This is a genomic window from Paenibacillus radicis (ex Xue et al. 2023) (assembly GCF_024722015.1).
Classification (GTDB): Bacteria; Bacillota; Bacilli; order Paenibacillales; family NBRC-103111; genus Paenibacillus_S.
On sequence record NZ_JANQBD010000024.1, the window covers coordinates 1 to 12,909 of the forward strand.

General features: G+C 47.6%; 8 protein-coding genes and 1 pseudogene. 5 read left to right on the forward strand and 4 right to left on the reverse strand.

What is annotated here, in order from left to right:
• Positions 1-196, forward strand: a pseudogene (locus tag NV381_RS27785) (group II intron reverse transcriptase/maturase); the annotation flags it as partial.
• A gap of 535 nt (positions 197-731) precedes the next feature.
• Here NV381_RS27785 and NV381_RS27790 read toward each other — a convergent pair.
• The 3 genes from NV381_RS27790 to NV381_RS27800 form a co-directional block, all read right to left on the reverse strand.
• Positions 732-1,307, reverse strand: a complete 576-nt coding sequence (locus tag NV381_RS27790) for a GerMN domain-containing protein (RefSeq protein ID WP_258216560.1) — start codon at positions 1,305-1,307, stop codon at positions 732-734.
• Positions 1,308-1,330: 23 nt separating this feature from the next.
• The gene (locus NV381_RS27795; protein WP_258216561.1) at positions 1,331-2,707 is read right to left on the reverse strand and encodes an N-acetylmuramoyl-L-alanine amidase family protein; all 1,377 of its coding nucleotides are present in this window, start codon (positions 2,705-2,707) and stop codon (positions 1,331-1,333) included.
• A gap of 343 nt (positions 2,708-3,050) precedes the next feature.
• A complete protein-coding gene (locus NV381_RS27800) occupies positions 3,051-3,551 on the reverse strand; it encodes a metal-dependent hydrolase (protein ID WP_308862351.1) in 501 nt (166 codons plus the stop codon).
• 289 nt (positions 3,552-3,840) lie between these two features.
• Here NV381_RS27800 and NV381_RS27805 point away from each other — a divergent pair, with 289 nt between their 5' ends.
• A complete protein-coding gene (locus NV381_RS27805) occupies positions 3,841-8,259 on the forward strand; it encodes a DEAD/DEAH box helicase (RefSeq protein WP_258216562.1) in 4,419 nt (1,472 codons plus the stop codon).
• 9 nt (positions 8,260-8,268) lie between these two features.
• Here NV381_RS27805 and NV381_RS27810 read toward each other — a convergent pair whose 3' ends face one another.
• The gene (locus NV381_RS27810) at positions 8,269-9,201 is read right to left on the reverse strand and encodes an aldo/keto reductase (protein WP_258216563.1); all 933 of its coding nucleotides are present in this window, start codon (positions 9,199-9,201) and stop codon (positions 8,269-8,271) included.
• A gap of 332 nt (positions 9,202-9,533) precedes the next feature.
• Between NV381_RS27810 and NV381_RS27815 the strand changes: the two genes are divergently transcribed.
• The 3 genes from NV381_RS27815 (at position 9,534) to NV381_RS27825 (ending at position 12,906) form a co-directional block, all read left to right on the forward strand.
• A complete protein-coding gene (locus NV381_RS27815) occupies positions 9,534-10,676 on the forward strand; it encodes a GNAT family N-acetyltransferase (RefSeq protein ID WP_258216564.1) in 1,143 nt (380 codons plus the stop codon).
• Between the two features lie 260 nt (positions 10,677-10,936).
• On the forward strand, positions 10,937-11,761 hold the full coding sequence (locus NV381_RS27820) for an ABC transporter permease (RefSeq protein WP_258216565.1): 825 nt from the start codon (positions 10,937-10,939) through the stop codon (positions 11,759-11,761).
• A 122-nt stretch (positions 11,762-11,883) separates the two neighbouring features.
• Positions 11,884-12,906, forward strand: a complete 1,023-nt coding sequence (locus tag NV381_RS27825; RefSeq protein ID WP_258216566.1) for an ABC transporter ATP-binding protein — start codon at positions 11,884-11,886, stop codon at positions 12,904-12,906.
• Positions 12,907-12,909: the final 3 nt, after the last annotated feature.

The window sequence follows — 12,909 nt, forward strand, 5'->3', positions numbered from 1 at the left end:
TGTCTCGGATAACTACGGGTACTTATGGAAGTACTACAAGAGGGTACTCAACCTTATGAAGAAGTGGAGAAACAGAAGAAGCCAAAAGAAAGGTTTTACCGGAGAGAAGGTTGGAATGTTCCTCTTGTGTCATCCTTTACCATTGCCAAAAATTTATGTGAACCTGTTCGCCAGTCGACCTGTAACGATGAAATGAAGAGCCGTATGCGTTAATTGCGCACTTACGGATCTGTGAGGGGGAAGGGGCACAATCCGTGAGAAGGAAAGGCCCCGCCTACTCGACTATCGTCTTAAATTGGCGGTCAATGAACACAAAACCGAGTGATTACGGAAGAAGTTGTTCCGTTATCTCTCGGTTTTGTATGCTTTACATGCCATAGCGGAGCAATTACTTCCGCTATGCTTCAACTAAAGGGAAGATTAGTCGTCTGTAAATGAAAAGCACTTGATAGGTTTACTTAAATAATCGTGCTAGGGGGTTACAGGTTTTATTCATATCGTCGCAAGGCCGTTCAATTTTTAAAGAACACGACTTCAACAGCGGCCGTAATCCCACATCCCTCCCCACACACAAACGTATGATTTTACACAAAATATCCCCACAAAGTGGGGTCTTGCTTCGAAATTGATTCAGATACTTTGCGGGGAGCCCCTAACATATAAATTCTTATTTACACAAAAAAGGACCGTCAGAATTGAATCCTGACGGTTACTCTAAAACAAAATGTTGATTACTTTCCTCGCTTCATCGGATGAAGCAGCTCCATATGGCCCATTAGCGATTCGGCAGGTTTGCCGTCTACTAGAATATCGATGGAGTCCACTTCAGAGAATTGAAATAATGTTTTCTGAAGAGCCTCCAACAGCATGGCCTCACCTGGAGCTCCAAGACGACCCTCCCCTGAAACCGTCAGGTCCACTGTAAGCTGTTTATCTTTCAGTACAGCGGATTTAAAGCCTAACGCGTCAGCCAAAGGAATCAAATTGCTGCCTGGAGGAGCTTTTTTCAAAGTCCATAGCGCAGCCGTGTACTTATCCTTATCTTCCTTGTAGTTGATGGATACTTCTTTTTCCACCAGCTTTGCTGCTTGTTCATCACCATAGTAGGCTTTAATAGTGAGACGAATCATGTCCTTCTCAGCAGTTGTCGGGTCAACGTTGGAAGGCGGAGTCGTCTGGCTGCCGGTTGCCGGAGGCTCGGAGGCTGGTGACTTTGTTCCATTGCTTGTCGGCTTTTGTCCGCATCCTGACAAGACAAGCGCGACTGCTCCAATAAGTAATAAACCGCGAATTGTATGCTTTTGCATCGATTCCACCACCTTTTTTCCGCTTACTGAATCTTGAGCTGTTCTTTAATTCCTGCTACGATCGCGAGCGCGACCCTATCCTGAAAGGCTTCGTCGAACATGAGGGCGGTATCACGCTCATTCGACAGATAACCTACCTCCAGCAGCACAGCAGGCATATTAGTTGCTTTAACCACCCGGAAGGGTTGTTGACGCACTCCTCGGTCAGGAAGACCAGTCGCCGCTGTTAAATGCTTATGCATGATTTGAGCAAATAAATCGCTATCGGATTTGTAATAGTACGTCTCTGTGCCTGTTGAGGCTGAAGTGTAACTATTGCCGTGAATGGAAACAAACAGATCGGCGTTACGGCTGTTTGCGAACTCGGCGCGATCATCCAAAGGGACGAAGGTATCGTCATTTCGTGTTAGAAAAGGTTCAATCAGTGCCTCTTTTTGCAGCAGCTTGTACACCTTGAGTCCCATAGAAAGATTAAATTCCTTTTCCGTGCTTCCGTTGACAGCTTTGGCTCCAGGATCCTGGTCACCATGGCCCGGATCGATGACAACTTTATATTTGGCTCCTTTTTGTAAAACACCGGCAAGCGCGGCTGTGTTGAGTCCGGCTTCCCACTTAAGGTCCATGGGCTCCTTCATATCAAGCACGATGCGAACGGCACCGGGATTCACATTGTACAATGAGTAGCGGACATTGGCAACGTAAACATTACTGGAAACCGATTCTCCGCTTTTATTTGCCTGATCTTTATAAAGTGACGGATCCAATACAGCGTTGGGAATATCGACAACGATCCGTCTAGGGTTTTGCAAAGTAAATTGGGTGGGTTTCAGTTCACCGGAGTCTGCTTTAATTAATAATTGGGAAGTAGTCATCTCAATGGTTTTAATGACGGGCAAAGGTTTATTGGTGGGAGCTGTGTCGGGATTAACCGGGGATGGCTTGTCCCCTGGGGAAACGCGCTTCTCCTGTAAATAAACCGCTCGCTGCACATCATTCCAATTTACTTCGACGCCCATGTTTTCAGCAATAAAACGGACTGGCAGCAAAGTGTTTCCCTCGATCAGGAGAGGAGCTGAATCCAGTTTGTTGGTAACTCCGTTCACGGTTGCTGAGAGCTGATCAATTACCATTTCGATTTTCATAGAGTCTTTCATAATTATAACTTTATGAGCCGCTTGATTCCACTCCACCTTGGAGCCTAGCTCTTCAGCGATAATTCGTATGGGAACCATGGTCACATCCTTAATAATTCGCGGAGCGACCTCTGGCTTTAATTGTTTTCCGTTAAAAAATAAAGGCACCCCGTCTGCGGAGTTTTGAGGAGCGGCAAACGCCATGACGGGCAGCATAAGGGCTGTCAGCAGCAGAAATAATAGTGTAAATACAAACCGTAACTTCATTGTTCACCTCTGAAAAATTAATCGTAGATGCTGTAATATTATAAAAAGGGACGGGAAAATATTTCGGCAGGCTCAACGGCATACTCACTTCATGACCCTATTTAGATGGCATCACCTCCTTCAAGTTTTGCTTTGGCAAAAACCTCCTCGAACCGATTCACAAGAGTTTTGCGCGGGCAGAACTAGCGCTTACTTTTTTACAGCATGCAAGATTAGACTCCTTTTAATGCAAAATGTTGCATTTTTCCAGCAGTCTATCCAGAAATTGAGTCGAAAGAAGCAGAATGATGAACCAGAATTGCAGCAATAATCAACCTGAGGTAACAAAATGTAAAGAAAGGATTCAAAATTCAATGGTAGAAAAAGGAATCCATAAGCTGACTCCAAGCAGCATCCATTGAAAACACGTCTCACCCGTTGATCCGGTATCTATAGCCAGAAATTTTGGGAGCAAACGAATTTTAAATTTCAATGGCCAGAACAGCTGTACTCCCTTCTCATTGAGCAGATCGATAAGAGGGTGTGATGCATAGGCAGTGATGAATACCCAGTGATACAAAGCGGGCAGCGGAGAGGAGATCAGCCATAAAATCATAATGAAGATTAAGGAATGTGTTACGGTTCTGTGACGTACTTTTAGAATCCGAAGGAGCGCTGACAAAGGGAATAATATTTTGGCCATGGTTGAACCCTGTTTGTCCACATCGGCTAATGGCCCAGCCAAACAACCCAGTAGTACAGCTCCGAATGCTTCCCAGGATAAAAAAGCCACATTTTGATGAAGAAGTACGCATTCTGCAGCCACAAGGCCTGCAACGCTATGTGTTTTTTGTAAAATAATAATCTCTCCTTAAAGTTTTGCAATATCATAAGCAGTTACCAAAGTATGGCATGCATATGGATATCAGTAAAGTTTTCGTAAGGAACTTACGAATACAGTAGGTACTTGCTAAATAGCTGTACAGGCATAACCGGTCCATGCATGAATCGTTTGATTCAGAAAATGGGGCTCTTCGCAGCGCTTAAGTTTGTATTCCATAATATGGTATACTGTGTTTTATATCCTGATCGGTTATTTTTACGGGCTGTATAGAGGCTGCGTAGTTACAGTTAAGCAAAGGAGATTTCTTATCATGAACGATACGACGGGTGCCTTTCATCCGCTGATTGCTAAATGGTTTGGTGATCGTTTCGGCCATCCGACAGATGTTCAAGTACGGTCATGGAAGGCGATACAGAGTGGAGTGCATACATTAATTGCGGCTCCTACCGGCTCAGGCAAAACATTGGCCTCTCTGCTGCCGTGTTTAAGCCGGATTTTGCAGGATAAAGAAGCCGAAGATGAGAAAGCTCCTACCCGTGGGGTTAAGCTCTTGTATATAACTCCATTGAAGGCGCTTAATAATGATATTCACCACCATGTGATCGAATATGCGGCTGAGCTTAAGCGATTGGCAGAGGAACAGGGCAGAGGATGGAGCGGGCTTACCATCGGTGTCAGGACCGGAGACACTTCGCAGAGCACTAGAGCGTCCATGCTGCGTAATCCGCCGGATGTGCTGGTAACGACCCCGGAGTCGCTCTATTTGCTGCTAACCTCGCCCAAAGGAAGAATGATGCTGAAGACGGTTCTTTTCTGTGTGGTGGATGAAATTCATGATTTGGCGGCGGATAGCAGAGGATTGCATTTATCGGTAACGCTCGAAAGGCTGACCGATTGGATTGGTGCCACACCGCAGCGCATCGGAGTTTCGGCTACACAGAAGCCGATTGAGCGGATAGCCAGGTTTCTGGGAGGCTGGGAAGCTGATGCAGAGCGGACTGTTGAGGTCATAGAAAGCCGGATGGAGAAGAAATTCAGCATTCGGGTGACCTTGCCTGAGCAAGCGCTGATCACAAAGGACAAGCAGGAAGCAATTTGGAAACCGCTGACCGAGCATATTATGAAGCTGATAGAGGACAGCAGATCAGCGTTAATCTTTGTGAACAACCGCAGGCTGTGCGAGAGACTGACATTAAGGCTGAACGAACACGTCGGTTATGAGATGGCACGCTCGCATCACGGGAGTATTTCCCGGGAGCAGCGGCTTGAGGTGGAAGGAGCGCTCAAAGCAGGGGAGCTTCGCTGTCTTGTCGCCACCTCCTCGCTGGAGCTAGGGATCGACGTGGGGCATATCGATCTGGTGTTGCAGATCGATTCTCCCAAGAGCGCCGCAGCGGGTATTCAGCGGATTGGCCGGGCGGGCCACTCCGTGGGCGATGAAAGCCGCGGCGTAATAGTGGCACGCACCCGCGGGCAGCTGCCGGAATGCGCAGTGCTTGCGCGCAGTATTGAGGCGCGGGAAATCGAGGAGATTCAAGTGCCGCGTTATGCGCTGGATGTACTGTGCCAGCAGATCGTTGCGATGGTCGCTGCTGATGACCTCACCGTGCCGCAGCTGCAGCAAGCTCTAAATCGAAGTTACGGCTATCATGGATTTCCTCTGGAGCGTCTGGAAGCTGTGCTTCAGGTGCTCTCGGGATACTATCCTTTTGTCCGCCCGTTAATAGACTGGGATCGGTCAACCGGTCTCATGACTAGGCGAAGCTCCACGGCGATGACTGCGATTATGGGTGCAGGAACCATTCCTCGAGGGAGCGCTTATCCTGTCCACCATGCCGATAGCCGCATTCATTTGGGGGAATTGGATGAAGAATACATCCATGAGAGTCGGGTCGGGGATGTATTTCAGTTGGGCACAAGCTCATGGAGAATACAATCCATTAAAAGCGACCGCGTTTATGTGGTGGAGGAGTCTGGGAATACGTTCAGCGAAATCCCGTTTTGGCGGGGAGAAGGGCAAGGGAGATCGGCTGCTTTCTCCGCTGAGATCGGAAGCTTCCTGGAGCATGTAGAGGAGCGGCTTGAAAAGGAACAGAAGTCGCGGACTATACAATGGTTAATGGATTCGCATTTCATGGAGGCACATGCTGCTGACGAGCTGCTGATGCTGATCCATTCACAGAAAGCTGTCTCTGAGCTGCCGACGCATCGTCGAATTGTTATTGAGCAATTTCAAGATGACTTCAAGCAGGATCATCTCATTATTCACAGCTGGTTCGGAAGAGCATTTAACCGGACGTGGCAGCTCGCGATCAAGCTTCATGCCGAACGTTCCTTGCCTTACCGTATTTACGCTAATGCCAAGGATAATGGAATAGAATTTATTATTGCAGACGGAGGGAGTGGTGAAGCTTCTAGGCTGCTGCCGCTAATCCGAGAGGTGACCTCGGACCGGTTGGAAGACCTGCTTCGTCAAGCGGTTCCCTCCTCTCCGCAATTCGGCATAGCCTTTCGCCGTCTGGCCGAAACCTCATTGCTGCTGTCGCGCAGCTTCAGCCGTGTGCCGGCTTGGCAAAAAAGGCTGCGCAGCGAGGCGCTTCTTAGAGAATCGCTGCCTTATGCGGAGCAGTTCCCTTTTATAGGTGAAGCTATTAGGCTGTGCTTGTATGAAGAGCTGGATGTGGAGGGTGTGCGAGCTGTATTGAAGCAGATCGAAACCGGAGCGCTGGAGGTAAGTGTCAAGCAGGCTGCCTTTCCATCTCCGTTTGCTGTCCTGTTTCTTGCTGATTATATCAACGCTCAAATATATGAATCGGATGCGGTCGGGCGGGATGTACAGACGCGTTTAATGGGAATCGACCGATCTTTGGCGGGGAAATGGTTTGGCGATCAGTCTACTCAGGCTGGAGAGGAGGTCGCAGATGTTGTTTCTCAGGGAGATGAACGGTTGGAGGCTGAAGCTCAGGCTGCAGAGCCGGCAATCCACAATGCTGAACAATTATTCAGTCTGTTGAAACGGCGTGGAGAACATACTGAAGCCGAGCTGTCTACAAAGGTTGCCGACAACAAATGGGATGAATTATTAAATGTATTGAAGTGTGAAAAACGGTTCTGCCCCATCTATCTAGGAGACAGCTCATCGTCTTATTGGATTTGTGCTGATGAAGCAGATACATATGCGCTTCTGGGAGAAGCACCGCTGGCCGACCGGTTCATCCTTACTCGATATGTGGATCGGCAGACTAGCTTTACCGGAGAACAATTAAAGCAAAGGTACGGGTTGAATTCACACAGAATTGAGGAGCTTCTGCAGCAGTGGGAAGCGGAAGGTCGGATTGAAGCTGCTCCACCAACTAACACGGTGGCAGCCTCTCTATCCCATGAAAAGGGCGTTCGCGTCTGGATTAATAGCAGGGCGGCCGCCCGTCAAGCTCGTTCCCAGGCGCTTGCCCTGAGGCAGGCTTCGGAGCCAGTCGATCCTGTCAGTTATTGCTCACGGATGATGGCGCTACAGCATGTTCTGCCTCACATGCGACTTAGTGGTGAACAGGGACTCAGGGAAGTTATTGCGAAGCTGCAGGGTATTTTCCTCCCGTTGTCTCAATGGGAAATTTCCATTTTTCCACTTCGTTTGACGGATTACCGCAAGGAAATGTTAGACCGGCTGTGTGCAGGCGGGGAAGTGTTATGGATGGGTCGAAAAGAAGCGGACGAGAAAGAAGGGCGCATCGCTTTTTTCCTGACAGAGAGCAAGGAGCTCTACGCACCGATTCTGGAGCTGGGGGAGCAAAAGCACAATGGGGAAGAGGTTGAGCCGCTGGTTGAGCTGTTAACACGTAAAGGAGCCAGCTTCCTTTCGTCTCTAAGCCGTGAAACGGGAAGTATTCCATCGGACCTGACGGCAGACTTACTTGCCCTGGCCTGGCGAGGATTAGTATCCAATGATCAATTCGCGCCTCTTCGGTTGAACGGGGGCACGAAATCTGCTAAGCCCTCCAAGGGCAAAGGCTTCCAATCCGGTCTTGGCCGATGGTATGCTCTTCATTCACTGAAGGAACCTTATAATCCCCAAGAGGCTTTGTCAGCATGGATCAAGCATTTGCTAGGCGGGTATGGTCTGTTGACCAAGGAGCTTGCGGCACTGCATCTTCCGTGGTCATGGGATGAGGTTTATGCTGCCTTGAAGCAGCTGGAAAACTGGGGAATGCTGACTAGGGGGCTCTGGGTCAAGGACGTGAAGACGATGCAGTTCTCGGCCAGGGATCAGGTGGAAAATCTTCGTACCCGTGAATGGGACACAGAATTGCACACGATTGTACTGCCTTCCACAGATCCTGCCAATCCTTTTGGACTCATTGTTAAATGGCCTGACGCAGAGGGAATTTCGTTTGCGAGGAAAAAAGGAAATGATATGGTCATCCAGGGAGGACGCTGGCAGCTATGGCTTGAAAACGGCGGTAAGCGTATTTTTACTATGTATGATCGGCTGGAAGGTGTTGAAAGGAAAGACATAGCACCTAATCAATCGACTCCCGGTAAGGATGAGCTATATGAGCTGCTGCGATCAGTAGCTGCCGCGTACTTGAAGGTTCCAAATACGCGAAAGCTCGTAATCGATAAGTGGAATGATATACCTATTCTGCAATCCGACGCTGCTGAGCTGCTGCGAAGGCTGGGGGCAGAAGCAGACCGCAATTCTCTGGTGATCTGGCCAAGCTCTTTAAGGTGAAGAGTTAAATTATTTTTCTCCGAACTCCAGCCAGCGCACTTCCTCCGGGGTTAATGTTAAGCCGGCTGCGGCCAGATTAGAATCAAGCTCCTCGGGTGCATAGGCAGCGACTAGTGCGCAGGTAGGGAATGGCTGGTTAAGCACATAAGCCAGTGCAAGCTGCACGGAAGGCACTCCCTTCTCCTTTGAGAGCTGCCGGGTTCGCTCAAGGCGCTGCCAATTGCCTTCACTATAATAAGTGCGAACCATCTCCTCATCCTCTCGATGCTCAGGTGAGAATCGGTCGGCCATAAATCCGGCGCCCAAGGAAGACCACGATAACAAAGGCATGCCTGTCGCTTGATGCCACTGGCAGGTCTTTTCGTCGGCCGGGACGCAGCCGGCCCAACGGGGCTCAATCATTTTAGCCAAGCTCAAGTTAGTGCTGCTGAATGTAAAGCCCGTTAAACCATTTTGCTGTGCGTAATCATTAGCCTCCTGGATACGTTGGTGCGACCAGTTGGAAGCACCAAGCGCAAGGATTTTACCGGCCAGCAGATGCTCGTTGAGAATGTCGATGATGGGGCCGACCGGCACATTCGGATCATCACGATGCAGTGCATACAGATCAATATAATCGGTTTGGAGCCGCTCCAGACTAATGTTCAAATCATGGGTAATGGATTGCGGGTTAACGCGATGGCCGGTCTCGTCGTGGTGGGCGCCTTTGGTCAGGATGACAACCTGCTCTCTGTTATTTCTTTCATGTATCCATCTGCCGATTGTTTTCTCGCTCTCACCATCACCGTATTGAAAGGCTGTATCGATGGTAGTGCCGCCCATTGCTGTAAACTTATCAAGTAAGCTGTTGGCAAGACCGAATTGCGATTGATTGAAATGATCACTGCCCATGATGAGCTGACCGCATGGTTTATAAAGCCCTTTTATTGAAATCGTCTTCATACTATGAAATGCATCCTTTCATGGACGAATTGGGGTAAGCGCTTGCCCTAAAGTCTCTGTTAAGTATAACGCAGCCTAAAAGCAGTAGGCAATAAGGTGAAGAATATTTTTGGGGGAGATTGAAACAGGATGAATTATAGATAAATGGAAGCCGACTAAACTTTATGAAGACAGCTTCCTTTTCCAACAAACTTCCATTATAATAACGAGCAAGCGGATAAGCCTTTCGCGCATTGGTGCTCAATTGGTAATAGAGCTTTAAGAAATTATTGATTTTGTAAGCGATTGCAAGTCGGGAATGACGTGAGAACATAATGAATAGGAGGAATACCATGTCCGTATCCAGATCAGCCAAACCGGATGAAATTGAAGTACTAGTAGCTCTGGCCGACCGTACGTTTCGCAAGCCGGGACAAACCTCGATGGGAGAGGCTTACTCCATGCTTTTTTCCAAAGAGAATGCAAATAATCTGTTAATCATAGAGGAGGATGGAGTACCAGCGACGTTGGTAGGATTATTGAAATCGGAGCTTTCGATCGTTGGCTGCACCATTCCTGTTGTAAGCATGGGGGCTGTCTGTACGGATACAGCTTACAGAGGGAGAAACTTCGCGGATATGCTCGTTAAACGAAGCATAAATAAATGTGCGGAGGAAGGCGCTCAGCTGCTGCTAATATCCGGAACACGCGGGCTTTATCTCAGAAATGACTGCTTGGAGGTAGGGGCAGTTAAACGCTTTACCGTTCGTTCCATTGAGGAATTGGCAGAGCTGGATCGAGCAAACGAAGCAATTATACGGCCCTATGATGAGAAGCGTGATCAGCCTGCAATCATTAGGTTAATGGAAGCAGAGAAAGCTTACTACAAAAGGACAGAGGCTGAATTGAACCAGCTTATTCGCAGCGCTGCTGTTGCAAGCAACGAAAGTGCGGAGCAGCATGTTTGGATGAGTTTTACAAATAGCGGTGATGCAATCGGCTATATGGCGTACTTTCTATTGGAAAAAGACGGGGTACTTACAGCAGATGTTCTGGAATATGGGGGCAGTGACGAAGCTGTCACCGGCTTGCTTCATGAAATTATCGATCGTTTAAGTCCAAAGGAGCTTCATATTCCTGTTATGGGGGAAAGAGCCGCATTATCGGAGAAGCTGGCTTCGGCGGGCTGCACCTTTACTGAAAGCACGATTCCGGGCACGATTCGTATGATTAATTTCCCTGGGCTGTGGAATTCCTTGCAGCCGTATATGCTGCGGCAGCTTGGTGCGGAGAGGCTGGCGGAACTAAGCTTGGCGGTAACCAATAACGGTTATAAAATTAGCTATAAGCGTGAATCCTTAACTATCGGGCACCGAGGGGCAACGACACTTTTGTTTAATGGACCTGCAATGACCGAGCAGGGTGAACTGAAGGAAGTCCTTGCCCTATTATTTCCGTTGCCGTTTCCTTACACTGAAAACCTGAATTTTGTTTAAAAGCATCAGCTTGCGAACTTGAGCGAAAGCCAGACCAATTGACAGAAACATGAATGTATAGCCGTATTTGTCAACTATTTATTGCTTAGTCCTTTTAACAAACAAAAGTATCCATTGCTAACAATATATAGTTGACAAATATGAATAAATTGTTAATAATCTAGATACATTAGGTTAACCGCTTACCCCAATATACAATCTGTTAAACCGGTTTAACCTATGTAGATTGTGAAAGTTTTGAAAGGGGAGATTGAGCACGCATGATGTGGTATTTCAAAGCCCAAGGTAAACGGAAGTTGATCGAATTTATTATTCTCGTCATCTTTGCTGTTTTTTTTATGGGACCTTTACTAAATCTGTTATTGTTAGCGTTTACAGGGAAATGGCAGTACCCGGCAGTCTTACCGCAGTCATGGTCATTGGATTGGTGGAAGTTTGTACTTTCCAAGGATGAGGTGGTCAAATCAATTGGGCTCTCATTTTTAATCGCCACTGTTGTAACCGCTTTATCCATCGTCATTTGCATACCGGCTGCCTATGCATTTGCAAGAATTCGCTTCCCGCTTAGCCGATGGTTTTTATTCTCGTTTCTGCTAACCCATGCATTCCCGAAAATGGGGCTTTACGTTTCCATCGCTGTTTTATTTTACAAGGTTGGGTTGATGAATACTTTTGCAGGCGTTGTTTTAATTCATATTGTAAATACATTAATGTTTATGACCTGGATCCCTTCATCGGCCTTTCGCAATGTACATAAAGCACAGGAGGAATCGGCCAGAGATGTTGGTGCAACCCCGTTCCGGGTATTTTGGAGCATTACGATGCCCATGGCTTTGCCTGGAATTATGGTAGCGTCGATTTTTACATTTCTGCATTCCTTGGATGAAGCACAGGGTACGTTTCTTGTTGGTATTCCTGATTTTCGTACAATGCCGGTTGTCATGTATTCGATTATTTCAGACTATCCCAGCACAGCGGGTGCCGTGTTCTCTATCATTCTGACACTGCCGACAATCGTTCTGCTGCTGGCTGCACAAAGATTCGTAACGGCCGATGTCATGTCAAGCGGTTTCCAAATGAAGTAATGGGAGTAAGTTTCGCTAATGCGAAACTCAGTAATGCTTACGAAGTCAGCTTTCCTATGGAAAACTTTAAAGTTAATGCTTACGAAGTAAGTTTCACTAAAGTGAAACTCTAAGGAGGAACTATGATCCAGCTATCTATACAGAACCTCACGAAACGCTATAAAACTGGAGAAGGCGTATCGAATATTTCTCTGAATGTTAACAAGGGAGAATTGGTTACTTTGCTCGGCCCATCCGGCTGCGGGAAAACGACAGTGCTTCGGAGTATTGGCGGGTTTCTTGAACCGGACTCAGGAGATATCGTAATCGAAGGCAAAAGTGTATTAAAGCTTCCGCCGGAAAAGCGTCCTACTGCGATGGTTTTTCAAGGCTATAATTTATGGCCGCATATGAATGTATACAACAATTTGGCTTTTGGCTTGAAAATAAGGAAGAAAAGCAGTGCCGAGATCGAAGAAGCGATCAAGCGGGTGCTGGATCTGGTCCGGCTTCCCGGATCACAGAAGAAATTTCCGAGTGAATTATCAGGTGGGCAGCAGCAGCGGATAGCGGTAGCGAGAGCATTTTTACTGGAGCCCGCAGTGCTTCTGCTAGACGAACCTTTCTCAGCGCTCGATGCGAAGCTGCGTCACGAGATGCGTGAAGAACTGCGCGATATTCAAGCAAGTACGGGGTTAACGATGGTTTTCGTTACGCATGATCAGGAGGAGGCGCTCTCGATATCCGATCGGATCATCGTTATGAATGCGGGGAATATCGAGCAGGAAGCCAACCCTCAGGAAATATACGATAATCCTAGTTCGCTGTTCGTGGCCCAGTTTATCGGTAAAATGAATTTCGTTAAAGGCAATGCGGATGGGAGCCAGGTACATATGAACCGACTGCAATATGCTAATACACGGCAGTTGAGCGGTGAGGTTACAGTAGCTATTCGACCGGAGGATATTGTATTTGTACAGCCCGACGAGGGACTATTGGCCAAAATTCATCAGGTCATGATACTGGGACATTATGCCGAAGTGTCGCTTGAGACGGAATTAGGCGTTTTGAAAGCGTTTTTACCGCGTGATGCTGTAAAGGATTTATCTCCGGGGCAAGTTACGGGGATATCTTTTTCCAAAGTGCTTGCATATAAGTCAGCCTAAACC